The sequence below is a fragment of the Flavobacterium panici genome (genome assembly GCF_903819335.1).
Lineage (GTDB): Bacteria > Bacteroidota > Bacteroidia > Flavobacteriales > Flavobacteriaceae > Flavobacterium > Flavobacterium panici.
The window spans coordinates 160821-181066 of the sequence record NZ_CAIJDE010000029.1 but is presented as its reverse complement, the minus strand read 5'-3'; the positions used below and the strand labels follow the sequence as shown (position 1 = coordinate 181066).

The 20246-nt window shown below is 34.8% G+C and carries 21 protein-coding genes; 10 read left to right on the top strand and 11 right to left on the bottom strand.

Annotated elements, in window-relative coordinates; genetic code table 11:
- The first annotated feature begins 95 nt into the window (after positions 1–95).
- From FLAPXU55_RS03825 to FLAPXU55_RS03815, 3 genes are all read left to right on the top strand, one after another.
- Complete coding sequence (locus FLAPXU55_RS03825; protein WP_180856654.1) at positions 96–494, top strand: DUF1292 domain-containing protein; 399 nt, start codon at positions 96–98, stop codon at positions 492–494.
- A gap of 206 nt (positions 495–700) precedes the next feature.
- Positions 701–1177 (top strand): TlpA family protein disulfide reductase, encoded by a 477-nt coding sequence (locus FLAPXU55_RS03820; RefSeq protein ID WP_180856653.1) that lies wholly within the window; start codon positions 701–703, stop codon positions 1175–1177.
- Between the two features lie 11 nt (positions 1178–1188).
- The gene (locus FLAPXU55_RS03815) at positions 1189–1803 is read left to right on the top strand and encodes a thioredoxin family protein (protein ID WP_180856652.1); all 615 of its coding nucleotides are present in this window, start codon (positions 1189–1191) and stop codon (positions 1801–1803) included.
- A gap of 51 nt (positions 1804–1854) precedes the next feature.
- On the opposite strand, the gene FLAPXU55_RS03810 is transcribed toward FLAPXU55_RS03815, so the two are convergent.
- The gene (locus tag FLAPXU55_RS03810; RefSeq protein WP_180856651.1) at positions 1855–2586 is read right to left on the bottom strand and encodes an AAA family ATPase; all 732 of its coding nucleotides are present in this window, start codon (positions 2584–2586) and stop codon (positions 1855–1857) included.
- Between the two features lie 30 nt (positions 2587–2616).
- Entirely contained in the window at positions 2617–3348 is a 732-nt protein-coding gene (locus tag FLAPXU55_RS03805; RefSeq protein ID WP_180856650.1) for a YggS family pyridoxal phosphate-dependent enzyme, read from the bottom strand.
- A 184-nt stretch (positions 3349–3532) separates the two neighbouring features.
- Here FLAPXU55_RS03805 and FLAPXU55_RS03800 point away from each other — a divergent pair, with 184 nt between their 5' ends.
- The 3 genes from FLAPXU55_RS03800 (at position 3533) to FLAPXU55_RS03790 (ending at position 4972) form a co-directional block, all read left to right on the top strand.
- Complete coding sequence (locus tag FLAPXU55_RS03800; RefSeq protein WP_180856649.1) at positions 3533–3760, top strand: thioredoxin family protein; 228 nt, start codon at positions 3533–3535, stop codon at positions 3758–3760.
- A gap of 270 nt (positions 3761–4030) precedes the next feature.
- Positions 4031–4294, top strand: coding sequence for a DUF2024 family protein (locus tag FLAPXU55_RS03795; RefSeq protein WP_180856648.1), 264 nt, complete (start codon positions 4031–4033; stop codon positions 4292–4294).
- Between the two features lie 72 nt (positions 4295–4366).
- The gene (locus tag FLAPXU55_RS03790) at positions 4367–4972 is read left to right on the top strand and encodes a MarR family winged helix-turn-helix transcriptional regulator (RefSeq protein ID WP_180856647.1); all 606 of its coding nucleotides are present in this window, start codon (positions 4367–4369) and stop codon (positions 4970–4972) included.
- Here the strand turns inward: FLAPXU55_RS03790 and pdxR are convergent.
- The 8 genes from pdxR to FLAPXU55_RS03750 form a co-directional block, all read right to left on the bottom strand.
- The gene (gene pdxR / locus FLAPXU55_RS03785; RefSeq protein WP_180856646.1) at positions 4967–6379 is read right to left on the bottom strand and encodes a MocR-like pyridoxine biosynthesis transcription factor PdxR; all 1413 of its coding nucleotides are present in this window, start codon (positions 6377–6379) and stop codon (positions 4967–4969) included. The genes FLAPXU55_RS03790 and pdxR overlap by 6 nt on opposite strands.
- A gap of 120 nt (positions 6380–6499) precedes the next feature.
- Entirely contained in the window at positions 6500–7147 is a 648-nt protein-coding gene (locus FLAPXU55_RS03780; protein WP_180856645.1) for a protoglobin domain-containing protein, read from the bottom strand.
- Between the two features lie 118 nt (positions 7148–7265).
- A complete protein-coding gene (locus FLAPXU55_RS03775) occupies positions 7266–7832 on the bottom strand; it encodes a cysteine hydrolase family protein (RefSeq protein ID WP_180856644.1) in 567 nt (188 codons plus the stop codon).
- A gap of 73 nt (positions 7833–7905) precedes the next feature.
- Positions 7906–8868, bottom strand: coding sequence for a GlxA family transcriptional regulator (locus FLAPXU55_RS03770; RefSeq protein ID WP_180856643.1), 963 nt, complete (start codon positions 8866–8868; stop codon positions 7906–7908).
- Between the two features lie 16 nt (positions 8869–8884).
- Positions 8885–9778 (bottom strand): dienelactone hydrolase family protein, encoded by an 894-nt coding sequence (locus FLAPXU55_RS03765; protein ID WP_180856642.1) that lies wholly within the window; start codon positions 9776–9778, stop codon positions 8885–8887.
- A gap of 131 nt (positions 9779–9909) precedes the next feature.
- Positions 9910–10203 (bottom strand): DUF3861 family protein, encoded by a 294-nt coding sequence (locus FLAPXU55_RS03760; protein WP_053471908.1) that lies wholly within the window; start codon positions 10201–10203, stop codon positions 9910–9912.
- Positions 10204–10222: 19 nt separating this feature from the next.
- Positions 10223–10954 carry a LytR/AlgR family response regulator transcription factor gene (locus FLAPXU55_RS03755; RefSeq protein WP_053471907.1) on the bottom strand — a complete coding sequence of 244 codons (732 nt, stop codon included), beginning with the start codon at positions 10952–10954 and terminating at the stop codon, positions 10223–10225.
- A complete protein-coding gene (locus FLAPXU55_RS03750) occupies positions 10954–11997 on the bottom strand; it encodes a sensor histidine kinase (protein ID WP_180856641.1) in 1044 nt (347 codons plus the stop codon). The genes FLAPXU55_RS03755 and FLAPXU55_RS03750 overlap by 1 nt, the downstream gene beginning before the upstream one ends.
- Positions 11998–12263: 266 nt before the next feature.
- On the opposite strand from FLAPXU55_RS03750, the gene FLAPXU55_RS03745 reads away from it, so the two are divergent.
- The 4 genes from FLAPXU55_RS03745 to FLAPXU55_RS03730 all read left to right on the top strand — a co-directional run bounded on the left by FLAPXU55_RS03745 (position 12264) and on the right by FLAPXU55_RS03730 (position 18808).
- Complete coding sequence (locus FLAPXU55_RS03745) at positions 12264–13418, top strand: efflux RND transporter periplasmic adaptor subunit (RefSeq protein WP_180856640.1); 1155 nt, start codon at positions 12264–12266, stop codon at positions 13416–13418.
- Positions 13419–13423: 5 nt separating this feature from the next.
- Complete coding sequence (locus FLAPXU55_RS03740; protein ID WP_180856639.1) at positions 13424–16591, top strand: efflux RND transporter permease subunit; 3168 nt, start codon at positions 13424–13426, stop codon at positions 16589–16591.
- A 17-nt stretch (positions 16592–16608) separates the two neighbouring features.
- Positions 16609–18015 (top strand): efflux transporter outer membrane subunit, encoded by a 1407-nt coding sequence (locus tag FLAPXU55_RS03735; RefSeq protein WP_180856638.1) that lies wholly within the window; start codon positions 16609–16611, stop codon positions 18013–18015.
- A gap of 304 nt (positions 18016–18319) precedes the next feature.
- On the top strand, positions 18320–18808 hold the full coding sequence (locus FLAPXU55_RS03730) for a hypothetical protein (RefSeq protein WP_053471902.1): 489 nt from the start codon (positions 18320–18322) through the stop codon (positions 18806–18808).
- A gap of 109 nt (positions 18809–18917) precedes the next feature.
- Here the strand turns inward: FLAPXU55_RS03730 and fucP are convergent, their stop codons facing one another.
- Complete coding sequence (fucP, locus tag FLAPXU55_RS03725) at positions 18918–20231, bottom strand: L-fucose:H+ symporter permease (RefSeq protein ID WP_180856637.1); 1314 nt, start codon at positions 20229–20231, stop codon at positions 18918–18920.
- Between the last annotated feature and the right edge of the window lie 15 nt (positions 20232–20246).

Sequence of the window (20246 nt, the reverse complement as noted above, 5' to 3'; positions counted from 1 at the left end):
TGACCTATCATAACACATTAAAACTTTTTGCAGGAAATGCAATGTTATAGACAATCCTAAATTTACTTGGATTATATAATAAAGAATAAAAGAATATGAAAAAGCTATTTTTAATTTTACTGTTTTTATTGCAAATCTCTGCAGTCTTTGCACAGAACCAGACTGTTGAACCTTCATCAAAAAAAATTATTGGAACTTGGTATAATGATGCGAACCGAAATGCAAAATGGATATTTGGTTCAGATGGAAAATTGTATAATTATGATAAGGATACTTTCAAGGTTATGTTTCGCTATACTATTTCACATAGCTGTCAGAATAATTCAGATGATAATACCGAATTTATAACTTTAATGGATAAAGACGGAAATGAATTTTGTTTTAAAATAATTGCCATAAATGAGAATAAAAATGGGATTTTATCCTTAATTAAAATGGATACAATGCAGCCCCTTCGTTTTGTCAATAATGTAAATATTAAAAGCGGAATGTAATTCCAAACGTTCGTACGGATCGATATAAAAAAAATCTATCAAAAAAATGTTCCTATGGAACATTTTTTTTGTTTTGAGAAATAAAACTTTGCGCCTTTGCGCCTTCGTGGCAATTTTTTTCCTGCATTAAATTTTCATTAACAAAAAGTAAGATTTCATTAGTTTATATTTGTAAGGCACAAATTAATCCTAAAGCACTGTACCTCATGAAAATCAAGTCTTTTTTGTATGTATTTCTATTTGGTGTTTTTTCAATTTCAGCTTATAGTCAGAACGTGAAGCTGTTAAATATCAATCAGCTTAATGAAAGAATCAAAAATGGAAAAGACAGCACATATGTAGTGAATTTTTGGGCAACCTGGTGCGCACCCTGCATTAAAGAACTGCCGCATTTCGAAAAACTCAGCGCAGAACACAAATCCGAAAAATTGGCCGTTTTATTAGTAAGCCTTGATTTCAAATCGAAATTAAGTTCGAATGTCGTTCCTTTTGTGAAAAGAAAAAAACTTAAAAATGAAGTATTTCTTTTAAACGAAAGCAGCCCGCAGGAATTTATCGACCGAATTGATCCAAGCTGGTCAGGAAGTATTCCCGCAACACTTTTTATCAAAGATGATAAACGAAAATTTGTAGAAAGTGAATTTACCTATGAACAATTATTAACTGAATATAAAAAACTGTAAAACCGTAAACCATGAAAAAAATAATTCTATTATTCGCATTGGCACTTTCTGCCTTTTTAGCGCAGGCACAAACTGGAACAACTCTTAAAGCCGGAGATACCGCACCGGATTTTAAGTTAAAAAATGTAGACAATAAAGAAGTTTCTTTTGGAAGTTTTCCAAATGCAAAAGGTTATATCGTTGTTTTTACTTGTAATACATGTCCATACGCTGTAGGTTATGAGCAAAGAATCATCGATTTAGATAAAAAATTCAAATCGCAGGGGTATCCGGTAATTGCCATTAATCCAAACGATCCGGAAGCTTCAACAGCAGATACTTTCAATAAAATGCAGGATTTGGCAAAAGAGAAAAAATATCCTTTCCCATATTTATTTGATGCAGGACAAAAAATTACAGATGAATACGGAGCAAAACGTACACCTCACATTTTTATCGTTTCTAAAACAGCAAAAGGAAATGTTGTAGAATATGTTGGAGCAATTGACAACGATCCGGAAGGAACAAAAACGGAGAAGGTAAAATATGCAGAAGATGTAATTGCATCTTTAAAAAGTGGTCAAAAACCAGCTGTAACACAGACTAAAGAAATTGGCTGTACAGTAAAAAGAAAAGCAAAAGCTTAATTACGAGAATTTAATTTGTTTAAAAAACGCCTCAGAATATGAGGCGTTTTTTTATGCAATTGTTTCGCTGAGTTTTTGTTCTTTCAATTCTAATTCAGCAATAATTTGTCTTTTCATTATGGTTTGAATATAATCTTTTGCTTCAGCATAAGAAATATCATATTTACGTGGAATATCCTGAAAATGAACCGGAAAATCAGCTAATAATTTATCGTAATAAATATCCAGTTCTTTTTTGTTTGGCATTTCAAATTTTAGTTTAATTTGAAATCTTCGAAGCAAAGCCGTATCAATACTGTTGTAAAAATTCGTTGCACAAATCAGTAAACTGTCCGTAGGTAAATAATCAATTAACTGAATAATCGTATTTACCAAACGTCTCATTTCGGCAACATCTTTGTCATCGCTTTCACGGCTTTTTCCAATTTGATCAAATTCATCCAGAAATAAAACAGCTTTTTCGCGAATTGCTTTGTCAAAAATCGCTTTTACATTTTTAGACGTTTCACCAATTTTAGCATTAATTAAAGTACTCAGGTTGATAATAACAATACTTTTATTTAATGCCGTTGCAATAGCTTTTGCAGTTGTAGTTTTTCCGCAGCCGGAATGCCCGTGAAGCAGGATTTTATTGTCAACTTTAAGGTTGTACTTTTTTAATTCCTCAATATATTTATGCTCTTTTATGGTTTGAAGCAACGCAGATTTATTCTCTTCGCTAAAAAGCAGATCGTCCAGCGCAATTTTTTCAGTATCGTTTACAACAAGTTCGTACAGATTCATTTGAGATTTTATTTCGTGCAAAATTAAGTTTTATTCTGCAATATTTTCGTTCCAGATTTCTTTCCCTAAAAAACGGTTTCCAAAAATAGAAGTTCCAATTCGCACCATGTTGGAACCTTCGGCAATAGCCAATTCTAAATCCTGAGACATTCCCATTGAAAGTTTTAAATTCGTTATTCCATCTATTTTTGCATCGTAAATTTCATCTCTTATTTCTCTCAGTAAACGTAGCGACGGACGCATTTTTTCTTTCTCCACATCTAATAACCCAATCGTCATTAATCCTTTGATTTTTAAAGCATCATATTTTCTGATTTCTTTAATAAAAGAAACAACTTCCGTTGGTGGCAATCCAAATTTACTTTCTTCAAACGAAGTATTAACCTGAATAAAAACATCAAGATTTCGGTTTTCTTTTAAAAGCTGTTTGTGTAATTCTTCCGCAAGACTTAATCGGTCCAGAGATTGAATACAGCTTACATATTTCAAAACATCTTTGACTTTATTGGTTTGTAGATGACCAATAAAATGACGTTCTATTTTTAAATCTTTTAATTCAGAATCTTTATCTCTGAATTCCTGCATTTTATTCTCACCAATCAGGTTTTCTCCGGCTTCGATTGCAATTCGTATTCTCTCCGCAGGAACAGTTTTGGTTGCCAATAATAATTGCACATCAGAAACATCTCTGCCCGAAACTTTACAGGCATTTTCAATACGATCGTGAACCTGTTTCAAATTAAAAATAATATCCTCTTTCATACCGACAAAGGTATCGCAATCGTGGAATGTAAAAAATATCCAGTTTTTTCTATATAAACTAGTCCAGATTATTTGAAGAACCAGACCAGAAAATGCTCAGAAATGACAAAACTGGATTATTTAATGGTTAGGTATCCTGCCTAATTTTGTCTCGGCAATGAAGTCAAATTAAAATCAAATCAAAATGAGTAAATCAATTTTTTATCATGCAGGTTGTCCAGTTTGCGTAAGCGCAGAACACGACATTTTAAATTTAGTAAAAGATGTTGAAGTAGTAAACATCGGAGAAGACAGATCTCGAATTGCTGAAGCTCAGAAGGCTGGTATAAAATCAGTTCCGGCTTTGGTAACGCCAAACGGAAATGTATTGCACATTAATTTTGGTGCTTCTATGGAAGAAGTGGTTGGGTAAATACAAATAGTCCTCAAACTTTGTCAAAGTTTTAAACTTTGACAAAGTTGACTTATTAGAGAAAATAATATACTTAAAACAAAACAAGGAATTTAATTTTTAACACATAGAAACATAGATTTTTTCTTTTAAAAAGATTGCAAAAAGAAACTAGTTTCTAACACATAGCTATGTTTGTTTAAACAAGTGAAACGCCTTTACTACGCTTTAAAAACTATGTCCCTATGTGTTTAAAAATAACAACACAACAAATAAAAAAATAAAAATAAGATGAAAGTAGCAGTATGGGATACTTATGTAACCCGAAAAGACGGTAAAATAATGCATTTTGATATTTTAGTAGATGAAACTACGGATGATGCAAATCAGGTTTTTGAATATGGAAAAGCATACCTTAAAACAGTTTTACAAGAAGGTCAGCCTTTGACCTCAAAAGAATGCAGATTTTGTCATATTGACAAAGCGCCTGCAGATATAGAAAATCAAATTCTTAAAGACGGTTTTTCGATTATTGAAATGGAAAACTGTTATTAATTTTTCGTTTAGAATTATTAATTCATAGACTGAAAGTGTGGGGACTTTCAGTCTATTTTATTTGTTATAATTATGAAAAATATCTTCGATTTAGAAACGCAGAACAATAGTTTAGACGGAAAAATTACAGCAGGATTTGAGCGCTTGTCTCAGGTTTTCAGAGTTTTGTTGTGGGAAAAAGCAAAAAAACACGATTTGAGTCCAATACAGATTCAGGTTTTGATATTTATAAAACATCACACCAAAAATAAAGCAACAGTAAGTTATCTGGCGAAAGAATTCCATTTGACAAAAGCTACGATTAGCGATACAATCAAAATTTTGGAACAAAAAGAATACATTACAAAAACTGTTAATGCGAATGATTCCAGAAGCTCTACAATCGAACTCACGGCAAAAGGTTTAGAAATGGTTTTGGTAACCGAAGATTTTACAAATCCTTTATTTGATTTGGTAAAAATAGTACCCGAAAAGGAGAAATTGGTTTTGTGGAAAAATCTTAGTTCTGTAATTGAACAATTGCACTATTTACAAGTTATAAATGTTCAGAGTACGTGTCACAATTGCGGTTATTTTGTACAGCAAAACGGGAATAATTATTGCCGATTAATGGACATTCAATTAGAAACAAAAGATATCAGATTAGATTGTAACGATCACAAACCAGTTCGTTTATAAATATTTCGAAAGTGCTTTTATTCCTTCTTCCATTTGTTCTTCGGTAAGTGATGCATATCCTAATCGAAATCCATTTATTGGAGTGCCAAAACTGAATTTTTCAGGAATCATAATTTTGATTCCTTTAGAAAGCAATTCGGTGCAGACTTTTTGAGTATCGATAATTTTATTCGGAACAATCCAAAATGCCAAACCGCCTTCTGGTTTAATAAAAGTAATTTTATCTTTTAAATGAAGTTTGCAAAGACTTTCAAAATGATCTCTTTTGGCTTTGTATATGAGGTTTGTTTTTTTAAGATGCCTTTTGATTTTTCCCTCATTAATAAGATGTAGAACTGCTTCTTCCATAATATTATCACCCTGAACATCAATTATTCTGCGGTGATTGGCTATTTTTTCAATATTTTGAGATGAACTTGCCACATAACCAATTCGCAAAGCCGGAGCCACAATTTTACTTAAAGTCCCAATATAAATAAAGTTTTTAGCATTGTTGTAACTCGAAATGGGCAATATTGGACGTTGTCCGAAATGAAACTCATTATCATAATCGTCTTCAATAATCGTAAATCCGTATTGATTCGAAAGTTCAATAAGTTTTAATCTTTTCTTCAAACTCATCGTAACCGTAGTTGGAAACTGGTGATGAGGCGTTACATAAATCGCTTTTACAGAAGAATGTTTTTTAAGATGATTTTCGACTTCATCTAAATCTAAACCATCTTTGGTAACACTAACCGGAAGCAGACTTGCACCGGCATTTTCAAACGCTTCCCACGCAGGTTTATAACCGGGATTTTCAATTATAACATAATCTCCTTTTGATAATAAACAATGCGCCGCCAGATACATCGCCATTTGACTGCCGCGTGTAATGCAGATTTCATCCAAAGAAACATTCATTCCGCGTTTAAAATTCAGCATTTGTACGATCGCTTTTCGAAATTCGATATTCCCAAGTTCATTGCTGTAACCCATAATCTGCCAGCGCGATTTTCTGTTGAAAATTTCACGATAAGCACGTGCCAGATCGTTCATAGGAGCGAGGCGGCTGTCGGGAAGTCCGTCATCAAAAATAAGATGCGGTTTCTGATTTTCGACTGCAATATTGACTTGTGTTTCTGCTTTTTTATTTGGGCTGATTTCAGGAAGAATATCGGCAATAAATGTTCCTTTTCGGTCCATTGTAATCAGCCAGCCTTCGGCAATTAAAACATCTAAAGCTTCAATTACCGTATTTCTGTTCACATTTAATAGTCCAGCAAGTTGTCGGCTTCCGGGCAAAGCATTTCCGCTGGTCAGTTTACCTGATTTTACCGCATTGATAATCGCATCAGCAATTTGCAGGTAAAGCGCTTTGTCTGATTTTTTATCTAAGTGGATTTCAAATTGCCAAGGTCTTAACATCTGGACTAGTAGTTTAAATTAAAAATGCATTTTGTGGATAGACCAAATTTACAATAATTTTGTCGTGCAGTAAATAAAAAAACAGCCAGAACTGATCATTAGTTTTGGCTGTTTTTTGTTTTAAAATTCGCCTTTTTTCATGTAAGGCTGACCCCAAAGTATACTTTGCATTAAAACACTTTTTACCCAGGCATTATACATTTTATCAACATCGGCGGCACTTGCTCCGGTTTTTGCCAAAAATGGTTTTAGCGTCGTTGTAACCGGAATGGTTAAAGCCGGAATATAACGATAATTGATCACAGGAACAGAAGTAACGTTATCTGTTTTGTTTTTCTTGGTGGTGTAATGTCTTAAACCAATTTCATATTGATAGTTAAGCCAGTCCTGATTGTATTTTGCTTCAGCTGTTTGAAGAATCCACATTTTAAAACGACCTCTTACTTTTGCTAAATATTCTCCGTCTGGTTTTCCGGTTTTTGTGTTTCCAAAAAAGTAAACCAATTGCGGAGTCGATCCCACAAATCCGTACCAAACATCCAGAATGGCATCTGTTTGACCTTCAAGAATATCGTGACTCATTTGTAAATACTTTACATCTTCTTCAGAAAAAAGTAAAGATTGTTCTAAAAGTTTTAATTCTTCAAGTGTAAACGGTGATTTTGCCACTTCTTTAGTTCCGTACGTATAACCGTGCGGTGCTTTTGTTTCCTGCGCTGCGGCTTGCAGGGTAATAACGAGTACTACTGCTAAAATTGCTTTTTTCATTTTTTTGATTTTTTGTTAGGACATTATCGTCACGACAAACTTAGGTAGGCATCCTAACTAAAAAATGATCCAGTTTTTTGATTTATAATGCTAAACTGGTTTAAAAGCTGCAATTATTTTATACTAATTCCAATAGTTTTTCAGTCGTAATTACTTCTGCAAATTCCTTATGCAGACTGGCTAAAGTAGTTTGATGAATTAATTCAGAATCGAATTTTTCTCCATTTATTCCTATTCGGTCAAACGTGGCTGTGGCATCGGCAATTAATAAAGTTTCATAACCATAATTACCTGCCATTCGTGTTGTTGTAGAAACACAATGATTTGTAGTTAAACCCACAATAACAAGATCGGTAATGTTTTGCGAGTCCAGTCTTTCTTTTAAATCTGTGCCAATAAAAGCGCTGTTTACATTTTTTGTAATTACTGGTTCATTGCCAATTGGTTTTGCTTCGTCTTTAATTTCAAATCCGGGATTAGAAGGATGTAATTTTGAATTTGGATGTACAGAACTGTGCACAATGTGAAAAATGGGTAATTGCAGCGTTCTCCATTTTTCAAGAATCTGTGCAATTTTAGTTTCAGCATCTTTATTGTTTCGGTTGCCGCCCCAAAAGTCTTCTTCATTAAAACCTTTTTGCACATCAATTATGATCAAAGTGGGATTTTTGTCTCTAAGTTTCATTTGTTTATCTATTTGATTAGATTGCAAATGTACTTTGGAACTAAATGCAGAAAAAGGACAAACAATAGTCGGTTTAGGACAACAATTTTTTGATGGAAGAACTTAAAGTATCGCTATTTTGATGCAGTACAATTTTTAATTGTTTAGAAGTTTTGTAACCGCATAAATGGGCAATATGTTCTATTTTATAATCAGAATTAGCGAGAAGACTTTTTGCTTTTTCAATTCTTAATTTGGTTCGGTAATCAGCAATTGTAAGGCCAGTTTCTTTTTTAAAAATTCGGGTTAGATTTCTTGGGCTTACATAAACTAATTCAGCTAAAAATTCTATGGTCGAAGTTTTTTCTAAATTGTAAATAATCCAATCCTGAATGGTATGGATTTTTTCGTCACGATGATTTCGATATTGTAAATAAACGCTTTCCTGTTCTTCCGTTCCGTTTCTTCTTTTATAAACTACGAGTTCTTTGGCTATTTTTAATGCCGTTTCTTTGCCGTGTCTTTCTTCAATCAGAAACAAAGCCAAATCAATTCCGGTAATAATTCCAGCACTTGTGTAAATGTTTTCAGACTTCGTATAAAGTGTATTTTTTTGTATTTTTACAAGAGGAAAATCAGTTTTAAGTTTTTCAACAAATTTCCAATGCGTGGTACATTCTCTATAATCTAAAAGACCGGATTTTGCCAAAAGAAAGGCTCCGGTACAAACACTGCAAATTGTAATTTGATTTTGATTTGCTTTATGCAGCCAGTCAAAAAAATCAGGATCATCAGAAATTGCATGTAAAGCACGCGTGCTAAATCCGGAAATAAAAATAATATCTTCTTTCTGCGGACTAACTTTTGTAAAATGAATTAATGAAGAAAGTTCTAAACCAGAATTTGAACTTACAGAAGATTGCCCGCTGATAAATATCAATTGATAATCCAAACCCAAATCACGAGCTTCCTGAAACACTTCGACAACACCGCTCAAATCAAGTAAAGTCACTTGTTTTGGAATATAGAAATAAACTGATGGTTTAGTTTTTGTCATTGTAGAAACTTCTCGTTTATTTTTTCAGTTTTATTTTAAAAAAATCGATAGTTCTCGTCCACGACAGCGTTGCCGCTGCTTCATCGTATCTTGGCGTTGTATTGTTATGAAAACCGTGATTTACATTTGGATAAAAATAAACGGTATTTTCGACTTTATTTTTATTTAAAACTTCCTGAAATGCCGGCCAGCCTTCGTTTACACGCGTATCTAAACCTGCGTAATGCAATAGGATAGGAGTCTTTATTTTTTCAGCTTCTTCTTTTGTTGGCTGTCCGCCGTAATACGGAACTGCTGCTTTTAAATCGGGAATTTTTACTGCCATCATATTCGAAATCCATCCACCAAAACAAAACCCGACAACGCCAATATAACCGTTACAATCTGGGTGCGCTTTAAGATATTCGTAAGCAGCAATAAAGTCTTCGAGCATTTCTTCTCTGGTACGTTTCTTTTGCAGTTCTCGACCTTCGTCGTCATTGCCGGGATAACCGCCTAATGGCGACAAGGCATCTGGTGCAAGAGTAATAAATCCTTCAATTGCAGCTCTTCTTCCCACATCTTCAATATACGGATTAAGTCCGCGGTTTTCGTGAACCACAATTATTCCGGATAATTTCTTTTTGGTTTCAGCGGGCTGCGATAAAAGCCCTTTTATAGAACCGCCGCCTTTTGGAGAATCGTAGTTGATGTAGCCCGTTTTTAATCTAGGATCTGTTGGCTGCACCAAAATACTGTCGACATAATTGGGCGTCATAAAACTTAAAAGTGACGGAAGTGTAAGCGAACCCACCGCAAATATGGAAAGTTTTTCTACAAACTGTCTTCGGTTAATTTTATTATGAGCATAATCATCATACAAATCAAATACTTCCTGACTGATATCTTCTTTGGTTATTTTGTTATCCATGATCTTGATTTTTTGGGATAACTAAATTAGGGAATAAAAAGTTAATTGTTGATTATGAATTATGAATATTCCTTAGTGAATAGTTTTAGCTGGAGAAACTGAAAACTGTGACTGCGACTGAAAACTTCGGTTTAAAGACTTTTCAACTTCTTCATAAAAACTGGAAACACTTCATTCAATTCATCAAATAAAGGATTATTTCGGTGTTTCAGTTTTATTTCGCTGAACAATTTTAAGCCAAGTGCAAATTGTGTGGCTTCATGCGGATTTTCGAATATATTTTTGTCCTTTATTTTTTGGATGATTCCGAAAATTTCGTCGTGATTATCGAATTCTATTCCCAGTTCTTTTGCCGGATGCGTGTCGCCGTTGGCATATTCTTTTAAGCTTAGGGTTAGATAATATTTGTTGGATCTTTTTTGCATGATATTTTAATTTTCAATATTATTTCAGCCATTTATCGACAATCGTTTTAAATGTTTCCTTGTATTGTTCGCCCACCGTAATTTCCGTTTTTCCAATGAAAATTGAATTTTTGGTAATAGCGTTTATTTTGTCAAGAGAAACAATAAACGAACGATGAACGCGCATAAATTTTGCCGATGGTAGTTTTTCTTCTAAAGCTTTTAAAGATATCAGCGAAAGCACTCCTTTTTGAGAATCATCAAGATGTACTTTTACATAATCTTTTAAACTTTCGATATATAAAATTTCTTTAAGCGGAATACGTACCCATTGATATTCTACTTTTAAGAAAATAAATTCGTCATCTGCAGCAACCGTCTGGAAGTTGTTTGAAGCTTCTTCTGTTATTTGCAATACTTTATTTGCAGCGCGCAGAAATTCCTCATAACTAAAAGGTTTTAAAAGATAATCGACTGCATTTACTTTATAACCTTCAATAGCATAATGATTGTAAGCTGTTGTAAAAACGATTTTTGGCACTAAACCCGGCTGTTCCTGCAAAAGTCTCGCCAGTTCCATTCCCGTTAAATTAGGCATATTGATATCCAGAAAAACAAGATCTGGCTGTTTTTCCCGAATTATACTCATGGCTTCAACAGCATTATCACAGCTTGCCATTAATTGTAAAAAAGGAGTTTGTTCGATAAAAGTTTCGACAAGTCTTAATGCGAGAGGTTCATCATCTACTGCTATACATTTTAATGTTGTCATTACTCTAAGTTTATTTGCAGTTTTACATCATACATTCCGTTTTTACCAATGCCGGCTGTCAGCGTATGTTTATTTGGGTAAATTAAATGAAGTCTGCGTTTTGTATTCGTTAAACCAATTCCGCCTTCATCAGTCGTTGCTGTTTTTTCGAAATAGGTGTTTTTTACCTCAAATTCAAGATTACTTCCGTCTTGTCTCAGCGAAATATAAATTTCACTTTTATCCGTAGCATGAATGCCGTGTTTAAAAGCATTTTCTACTAAAGGTAGTAATAACATCGGAACAATTGGGTAATCGTGTATCTTTTCCGGAATATCGGTTGTAATCGTTAATTTTTTGTTTGCACGAAGTTTCATCAGCGAGATAAAATCTCTCATAAACTCAGCTTCTTTCAGCAATGTCGTTGTTTCTTCGGTACTATAAAGTAAGTAGCGCATCATTCGGCTTAACGTATGAAGCGCATTTCTCGAATCTTCAATATTTGTATACGTAAGCGAATAAATACTGTTTAGGGAATTAAAGAAAAAATGCGGATTAATCTGCGCTTTCAACATTGCCAGTTCGGCCATCGTTTTATCCTGTTCCAGTTTTTGTTTGTGCTGTGCGGCTTTCTGCCAATGCTGTAACATTGCCCAGCTCGTGCTGATTCCTAAAACCAATAAAGTGAGCATTAATACATAATTGTCAAAATATGGATTTCGGTATTTTTTAAACCCTAAAACTAAACTGATTTTATTGTGAAGATCGGTTTGAGAAGTATAAAAATAAGCAATAACCTGCATGGCAAAAACGGTGAGAAAAGCCCAAATCAAAAACGGAGAAGTATTGTCTTTTATAATGGTTTTTGGAACTATGATTTTGGCATTAGAATAAAAAATGATAATTAGTAAAACCAATACAACGATCTGCCAAATCCAAAACACACCGGGAAGTATTACATTCCAGGTTAAAGGCATGTAAAACAACATGATAAATCCCAATAATACCCAGCTCAGAATATGAAGTCCGGTAAAATAATATGGTCTGTATATTTTTGGTGCCATTTCGAATTTTATCTTTTTTTGACAATATTACTCTTTATTTAAATGCGATTTTGAACCAATCGCTAAAAACAGAATTACAGTCCTTAAAAACCATTTTTGAGCCGATGAGTTTAGGAATTAAACGCTTGTTTAACTTTTGAAAAATCCCATCGTGTGTCAGGCTATCTTTATCGATTGTCATTTGCTCTCCGTCTATTTCAAAATTTTTGCTTGTTATATTTTATTTCTTTTGTTGTCATATAATCGATAATTAGATATTATTTCAAATGAATAAGCAATCATTTTTAAGCATTCTCGCAGCATCAGTTATTATCGCATCTTGCGGTAAAAATGATAAATCGGCTCAGGCCGGAGGCGCACCGCAGGTTAAAGAGTATAAAACGCTGACTTTACAGCCGGAATCTGCTACATTAAACAGCGATTACCCAGCCAGTATTCAGGGACAGCAGAATATAGAAATCCGACCTAGAGTTGAAGGATACATCGATAAAATCTTTGTTGATGAAGGAGCAGTTGTAAAAGCAGGGCAGCCATTATTTAAAATAAGCGCGCCAGAATATGAGCAGCAAGTTCGTACAGCATCTGCCAGTATTAAAAGTGCTCAGGCCGATTTAAGTGCAGCAAAACTGGCTGTAAACAAAGTAAGGCCATTGGTTGAAAAAGGAATTATAAGCAAATACGATTTAGAATCAGCACAATATACTTATGAATCTGCTGTGGCTTCTTTAGCTCAGGCAAACGCCGCTTTAGTAAATGCTAAAACCAATTTAGGATATACAACTGTAACAAGTCCGGTTGACGGCGTTGTAGGTTCAATCCCATTTCGTTTAGGAAGTTTGGTAAGTTCTAATACAACAGAACCTTTAACTACAGTTTCGAGCATTGGAAATGTATATGCTTATTTTGCTTTAAATGAAAAAGCACTTTTGAATTTTACTAAAGATTCCGGAGCTTCATTAAATCAAAAAATTAAAAGTCTTCCGGCAGTTTCTTTATTGCTTTCAGATGGTTCTGCATACGATCAAAAAGGAAAAATCGAAACCGTAAACGGATTAATTAATACGGAAACCGGAACGGTAAATATCAGAGCTCGTTTCCCAAATCCAAGAGGAGTTATCAGAAGCGGAAGCAGCACAACAGTTAGAATTCCGAATGACGTTAAAGATGTAATCATAGTTCCTCAAAGCGCAACTTTTGAACTTCAGGATAAAATTTTCGCAGTTGTTTTAGGAAAAGACAATAAAACTAAAAATGTCAATATCACGGTACTTGAAAACACAACTAATAATTATTATGTAGTAACAAGCGGTTTAAAAGCTGGTGACGAAATTGTATTAGAAGGAGTTGCTGCTTTAAAAGAAGGAAGCGAGATTAAAGCTCAAAATCAAAAAGCAGAAACAGTATACGCCGATTTAAAATAAAAGAAATGTTTAAAAAATTTATACAAAGACCTGTACTCTCGACAGTAATATCTGTTATTATTGTCATTTTAGGTGTTCTGGGCCTAATTGAGTTACCTATTTCTCAGTATCCGGATATTGCGCCGCCAACGGTAAACGTATCGGCAAGTTATACGGGTGCCAATGCAGATGTGGTATTAAAAAGTATTGTAATTCCGCTTGAAGAGCAAATTAATGGTGTAGAAAACATGACCTACATGACTTCTTCAGCAACAAATGATGGAAATGCATCGATTAAAATTTTCTTTAAAGTAGGAACAAATCCTGATTTAGCAGCGGTAAACGTTCAAAACAGGGTTTCAAGAGCAACAAGTTTACTACCAGTAGAGGTAACTCAGGCTGGGGTTACGGTAACCAAGAGCCAGAGTAGTAACTTATTAATTTTCTCTTTATACAGTGAAGATAAAGCTTACGATCAGACATTCCTTCAAAATTATGCGAAGATCAACCTTGTACCACAAATTCAGCGTGTAGTTGGAGTAGGAGATGTAACTGTTTTTGGTGCCAAAGATTATTCGATGAGAATTTGGCTGAAACCAGACGTAATGCAGCAATATAAACTGATTCCGAGCGATATTTCGGCTGCTTTGGCAGAACAAAATATCGAAGCAGCACCGGGTAAATTTGGTGAAAACGGAAATCAGGCTTTTCAATATGTAATTAAATACAAAGGGCGTTTAACAAGCGCTCAGGAATTTGAGAATATTGTTATAAAATCTGTTGGAAACGGACAAATGCTTCGCCTTAAAGATGTCGCTAAAGTTGAGTTAGGATCTTTAAGTTATGCTTCAACGATTAAAACAAACGGTGTAGAATCGGCAGCGATGGCGATCAGCCAGACGCCGGGATCGAATGCGCGTGACGTAATCAACAATTCTAAAAAATTGATTGAAGAAGCAGCGAAGAGTTTTCCAAAAGGAGTAAAATACACGATTCTGGTTGACGTTAACGAAAACTTAGATGCTTCTATCGAAAAAGTAATTCATACTTTGATCGAAGCTTTTATCTTGGTTTTCATCGTAGTATTTATTTTCCTTCAGGATTTTAGATCTACTTTAATTCCGGCAATTGCGGTTCCGGTTGCGATTGTAGGAACATTTTTCTTCCTGAGTTTATTCGGATTTACGATTAATTTATTAACACTTTTTGCAATGGTACTTGCCATTGGTATTGTGGTCGATGATGCGATTGTGGTCGTCGAGGCGGTGCACGCTAAACTCGATCACGGTTATAAATCAGCTAAGAAAGCTACGATTGATGCGATGAGCGAAATTTCGGGAGCCATTATTTCGATTACATTGGTAATGGCGGCAGTATTTATTCCGGTTACTTTTATCAACGGATCAACAGGGGTTTTCTACAAACAATTTGGTATCACGCTGGCTGTTGCGATTATTCTTTCGGCAGTAAACGCTTTGACTTTAAGCCCGGCTTTGTGTGCTTTGCTTTTAAAACCACACGCAGACGATCATAAACATAAAAGTTATTTACAAAGATTTTATACGTCGTTTAACGTTGCATTTGAAAATGTAACAGAAAGATACAAGCGTTCGGTAAGTTTCCTTTCAGTTAAAAAATGGATTGTATTAGCCGCTATTGTTATTGCTGGTGCGAGTTTATTTTATATGATGAAAACCACGCCGTCTGCTTTCGTTCCTGCAGAAGATCAGGGAACTGTTTTTGCTAATATTAGTTTACCGCCATCGGCTTCGATGGAACGTTCTGATGTAATTGCGAAGAAAGTAGACAGTATTGCCAAAACTATTCCGGGAGTAAAAAACACGCTTCGTATTGTGGGGCAGAACTTTACGGCTGGAGCGGGAAGTGCTTACAGTATGGTTATTGTAAAATTATATCCTTGGGATCAGCGTGAGTTGAGTGTGAATGACGTTATCGGACAGCTTTTTGCTAAAACAAGCGGTATTCGTGAAGCTAATATTTTCTTTATTTCACCACCCACAATTCAAGGTTTTGGACAAAGTGGTGGATTTGAATTCCAGCTTCAGGATAAAGGCGGACACACAACTGCTGAATTCTTTAAAGTGAATACGGAGTTTTTAGAAAAATTATCAAAACGTCCAGAAATACAATACGCAACAACGCCGTTTAATCCTGGTTTCCCTCAATATATGATGGATATTAATTTGGCAAAAGCCAAAGATGCAGGAGTTTCGATAAATTCAATTTTATCAACAATGCAGGGATATTATGGCGGATTGTATGCTTCGAACTTTAATAAATTCGGAAAACAATACCGTGTTATGATTCAGGCTTCTCCGGAATTCCGTACGAATACAGAAGGACTTAACAAAATCTTTATTAGAAACAGTGCCGGAAACATGGCGCCAATTACAGAATTTGTAAAAATGACCAGAGTTTTTGGGCCGGAATCTATTTCAAGATTTAACCTTTTCTCTTCTATTGCTATTACAGGAGCACCAAATCCTGGATTTAGTTCCGGTGATGCGATTAAAGCAATTCAGGAAGTGGCAGCAGAAGACCTTCCGGCAGGTTATGGATATGAGTTTTCAGGATTAACACGTGAGGAATTAGCCTCTGGAAGTGAAACGATTTTCATCTTTATTTTGTGTTTGGTTTTCGTTTATTTCTTATTAAGTGCCCAATACGAAAGTTATATTTTACCATTTGCGGTATTATTCTCGATTCCGTTTGGGTTAGCCGGAGCTTATTTATTCTCGATTATTTTTAAACTGAACAGTAACATTTACCTGCAGATTTCCTTAATCATGTTAATTGGACTTTTGGCCAAGAACGGTATTTTGATTGTCGAATTTGCTTTGGACAGAAGACGAAAAGGTCTGCCAATTGTACAAGCTGCTATTGAAGGAGCCGTGGCACGTTTACGACCAATTTTGATGACTTCATTCGCCTTTATTTTAGGACTTGTTCCGTTGATGTTTGCAACTGGAGCAGGAGCTGTGGGGAACAAATCTATCGGTACTGGAGCAGTAGGAGGAATGTTAATTGGAACCATTTTAGGAGTATTTGTTATTCCGGTTTTATTTATCATTTTCCAGACTTTACAAGAAAGAGTGAGCGGCCCGGCAAAAGATGGTTATGATGATGAAGACGATGACGAGGAAATTCAGTTAATAGAAGCTCACAAAGAGTAAATTAAATTAAAACAGAGATGACTAATAGTTCAAATAAATATATTCTTATGGTAATTGCAGCCACGCTTTTAAGTGCGTGCTCAATTACCAAAAAGTACGAACGCCCAACAACACTCTCGACAGATAAACTGTATCGTGATGAGGCTTCCGCCGATTCGACTACGATTGCAGATATGCCGTGGCAGAGCGTTTTTAAAGATGAAAAACTGAATGCATTAATTCAAAAAGGATTAGACAATAACCTTAATTTGAAAAATGCAATTGAGAATATCATACAGGCACAAGCTTCACTTCGTCAAAGTAAATTAGCGTATTATCCAACCTTACAATTGGATGCCAATGCAACCCACACGAAACAATCAGAAGCAGGACTTAATTTTCCGGCGGGAATTAATATCAATACCTTAACGACAACTTATAAATTAGGTTTGAGTACGTCTTGGGAAGCTGATATCTGGGGAAAATTAAGCAGTTCTAAAAGAGCAGCTTTGGCAACTTATTTAGCTACAGATGCGGCGAAACAAGCTGTTCAGACGCAATTGATTTCAGATATTGCGAACAATTATTTTAGATTGCTGGCTTATGATAAATCGTTAAAAATCACACAGGAAACATTAGAAAGCCGTATTAAAAATGTGGCAACCATTAAAGATTTAAAAGAAGGCGCAATTGTAACAGGTGCGGCGGTTGTACAAAGTGAAGCTAATCAGTATGCAGCAGAAGTTTTGATTCCGGATTTGAAGCAAAGTATTCGCGAAACCGAAAATGCTTTAAATATCTTATTAGGACAAGCTCCGGGACCAATTGACAGAGGAGAATTAGGAACGCAGGTTATTCCTGAAAATATTGCAATTGGTGTGCCTTCGCAGTTATTACAAAACCGACCTGATGTTCGTCAGGCTGAGTTTAATTTCAGAGTTGCTTTTGAATCTACAAATTTGGCTAAAACCTATTTCTATCCAAGTTTAACGCTTACAGCAAGCGGCGGATTTTCGAATTTAGAGTTAAAAGATTTCTTTAGTAATTCTATTTTTTATTCGATTATTGGAGGATTAACACAGCCTATTTTTAATCAGGGAAAAAACAAATTGAGATTAACAACTGCGCAGTCGCAGCAATTACAAGCTTACAATAACTTTCAGCAGAGCCTTTTAACAGCGGGTCAGGAAGTTTCGAATGCTTTGTATTCGTATCAAATGGCCGTTGAAAAAGAAGATTCAAGACAAAAACAAATTGAAGCCCTTGAAAAAGCAGTCGATTTTACGCAGCAGCTTTTAGAATACAGCTCTGCCACTAATTATACAGATGTACTAACTTCTGAACAAAACCTTTTAGCAGCCCAGTTAAGCGGAATCAATGATAATTTGCAAAAATTACAAGCCGTTGTGAACTTATACCGAGCTTTGGGCGGAGGCTGGAAATAAAATTGTTTCAATTTGAATATTACGTTCGTCGTCAAAATTCGAACCTTGGTCTAAAAGATAATTTAGTGTAAAAAAAAGATTATATTTTTGATTGGTTAAAAATATTAGTATATCCGCCATTAAATTAAATTGAAACATGACTAAAACGCCTCAGAAATGGGGCGTTTTAAATTTAATATATATCGGTTGAAAAGTACTCTTCGTCGATTGATTTAATGTTTTTGTATAATGGATATTGTAAATGTAGATTTTGGCACTACTTTAGATTAATATCTACTAAAATTAATATTAAAAACTCAAAATCATGAAAAAATTAGTATTCGCCTCAGTATTATTTATGAGTGTATTTTTTGCCCATGCGCAGGTATCAGTTAATGTTAATATTGGAACACCTCCAAGCTGGGGACCAGAAGGGTACGATAACGACAGGTATTATTATTTGCCTGACATCGATGTGTATTATGATGTAAACCAAAGCGTATTTATTTACGACAACAGCGGAAATTGGACTCGTGCGAAAAGGCTTCCTTCAAGATACAGACAATATGATTTGTATTCAGGTTATAAAGTAGTTTTGACCAATTATAGAGGAGACGCTCCGTATACGTATCATACCAAACACAGAGCCAATTATCCAAAAGGTTATCACGGAAAACCTCAAAAAAACAGAGGCCCAAAACCTGAAAAGTACAACAAACCTAAAGGTGAACATAAACACGATAATAAAAACAACAATAAATCTAAAAAAGATTCAAAAAAAGACCACGATCATTCCCACAATGATCATCATTAATTAAATAAACATGACAAAAAATGCCTCAGTAATGAGGCGTTTTTTTTATAAATAAAATCGATGTAAGATTTATTTTCATCATTCACAATTCACAATTAACCATTCGCAATTAACCATTCACAATTTGATTGACATTTTTTACTTTATGTCCATACAAACCAAACGATAAAATAATCACAAAACAAACTAGAGGAATTATATATCCAGACTGAATATCATCATGTTTCATGTCAATTAAAGTTCCCATTGCGTAGGGAAGAATCGCTCCGCCTACAATTGACATTACCAGCCATGAAGAACCAGTTTCAGTATTTGATTTTAAACCAACCAATCCTAAAGAGAAAATAGTTGGAAACATAATTGACATAAAAAATCCGATGCCGCCAAGTGCATAAATAACTACAATTCCGGTTCCGTAAATGGCTAATAAACAAAGAATAATGCTGGCGCCACAGTAAATCGAAAGTAAGACATAATCTTTTACAAATTTCAGGAAGAAAGTTCCAATAAAACGTCCCGCCATAAATAAGAAACCGTAAACACCAAGATAATATCCGGCTGTTTTTTCGTCTAAATGGGCTCCTTGTTGCGCAATTCTGATAAAGAAACTAGTAATACAAACTTGCGCGCCAACATAAAAAAACTGCGCTACAACAGCCCAGCTTAAATGACGAAATTTTAAAACAGAGAAAAATCCCGGTTTAATTTCAGCTTCGGTATGTTGTGGTTTCATTGAAGGTAAATGCATGAAATAGAATATAATCGCCACTAAAACCAATACACTTCCTAAAATGATATAAGGCATTTTTACCGCAGCTGCTTCACCTAATAAATACGTTGCTTTTTCAGCTTCGGGCATCGCTGCCATTTGTGCCGGAGTATGATTTTTTCCTGATAAGATGAATAATGAACCTACAATTGGAGCCACCATTGCTGCTAATCCGTTGAAAGAAGCCGCTAAATTCAATCTTTTAGAAGAAGATTCGGCAGGGCCCAAAATCGCAGCATACGGATTGGCACTTGTTTCTAAAATCGTTAAGCCGCAGCCAATAACAAACAAAGCGAATAAAAACAATTCATAAGTTCTTGAATTGGCAGCAGGTACAAATAAAAATGCTCCCGCGGAGAAAACCAATAATCCGGTAATGATGCTGTTTTTGTAACCAAATCGTTTAATGAGCATTCCCGCCGGAATCGCCATTATAAAATAAGCAAAAAACACCGAAGTATCAATCAATGTCGACTGGCGGTTGTTTAATTCACACGCCTTTTTTAAATGCGGAATTAAAATAGAATCCAGATTATGTGCCATTCCCCAAAGGAAAAATAGGCTGGTAATTAAAATAAATGGCAGAAGATAGTTAGTTTTTCCGCCTTCAGTCGGCACTTCATGAAGATCGCCTGTTTGGTTTGTTACTTGCATTTGTTAGATAGTTTT

What these genes read in the sequence shown, in the direction of transcription:
- FLAPXU55_RS03825 (WP_180856654.1), top strand. Translation starts at nt 96, where the DNA reads ATGAAAAAGCTATTTTTAATTTTACTGTTTTTATTGCAAATCTCTGCA.
- FLAPXU55_RS03820 (WP_180856653.1), top strand. Translation starts at nt 701, where the DNA reads ATGAAAATCAAGTCTTTTTTGTATGTATTTCTATTTGGTGTTTTTTCA.
- FLAPXU55_RS03815 (WP_180856652.1), top strand. Translation starts at nt 1,189, where the DNA reads ATGAAAAAAATAATTCTATTATTCGCATTGGCACTTTCTGCCTTTTTA.
- FLAPXU55_RS03810 (WP_180856651.1), bottom strand. Translation starts at nt 2,586, where the DNA reads ATGAATCTGTACGAACTTGTTGTAAACGATACTGAAAAAATTGCGCTG.
- FLAPXU55_RS03805 (WP_180856650.1), bottom strand. Translation starts at nt 3,348, where the DNA reads ATGAAAGAGGATATTATTTTTAATTTGAAACAGGTTCACGATCGTATT.
- FLAPXU55_RS03800 (WP_180856649.1), top strand. Translation starts at nt 3,533, where the DNA reads ATGAGTAAATCAATTTTTTATCATGCAGGTTGTCCAGTTTGCGTAAGC.
- FLAPXU55_RS03795 (WP_180856648.1), top strand. Translation starts at nt 4,031, where the DNA reads ATGAAAGTAGCAGTATGGGATACTTATGTAACCCGAAAAGACGGTAAA.
- FLAPXU55_RS03790 (WP_180856647.1), top strand. Translation starts at nt 4,367, where the DNA reads ATGAAAAATATCTTCGATTTAGAAACGCAGAACAATAGTTTAGACGGA.
- pdxR (WP_180856646.1), bottom strand. Translation starts at nt 6,379, where the DNA reads ATGTTAAGACCTTGGCAATTTGAAATCCACTTAGATAAAAAATCAGAC.
- FLAPXU55_RS03780 (WP_180856645.1), bottom strand. Translation starts at nt 7,147, where the DNA reads ATGAAAAAAGCAATTTTAGCAGTAGTACTCGTTATTACCCTGCAAGCC.
- FLAPXU55_RS03775 (WP_180856644.1), bottom strand. Translation starts at nt 7,832, where the DNA reads ATGAAACTTAGAGACAAAAATCCCACTTTGATCATAATTGATGTGCAA.
- FLAPXU55_RS03770 (WP_180856643.1), bottom strand. Translation starts at nt 8,868, where the DNA reads ATGACAAAAACTAAACCATCAGTTTATTTCTATATTCCAAAACAAGTG.
- FLAPXU55_RS03765 (WP_180856642.1), bottom strand. Translation starts at nt 9,778, where the DNA reads ATGGATAACAAAATAACCAAAGAAGATATCAGTCAGGAAGTATTTGAT.
- FLAPXU55_RS03760 (WP_053471908.1), bottom strand. Translation starts at nt 10,203, where the DNA reads ATGCAAAAAAGATCCAACAAATATTATCTAACCCTAAGCTTAAAAGAA.
- FLAPXU55_RS03755 (WP_053471907.1), bottom strand. Translation starts at nt 10,954, where the DNA reads ATGACAACATTAAAATGTATAGCAGTAGATGATGAACCTCTCGCATTA.
- FLAPXU55_RS03750 (WP_180856641.1), bottom strand. Translation starts at nt 11,997, where the DNA reads ATGGCACCAAAAATATACAGACCATATTATTTTACCGGACTTCATATT.
- FLAPXU55_RS03745 (WP_180856640.1), top strand. Translation starts at nt 12,264, where the DNA reads ATGAATAAGCAATCATTTTTAAGCATTCTCGCAGCATCAGTTATTATC.
- FLAPXU55_RS03740 (WP_180856639.1), top strand. Translation starts at nt 13,424, where the DNA reads ATGTTTAAAAAATTTATACAAAGACCTGTACTCTCGACAGTAATATCT.
- FLAPXU55_RS03735 (WP_180856638.1), top strand. Translation starts at nt 16,609, where the DNA reads ATGACTAATAGTTCAAATAAATATATTCTTATGGTAATTGCAGCCACG.
- FLAPXU55_RS03730 (WP_053471902.1), top strand. Translation starts at nt 18,320, where the DNA reads ATGAAAAAATTAGTATTCGCCTCAGTATTATTTATGAGTGTATTTTTT.
- fucP (WP_180856637.1), bottom strand. Translation starts at nt 20,231, where the DNA reads ATGCAAGTAACAAACCAAACAGGCGATCTTCATGAAGTGCCGACTGAA.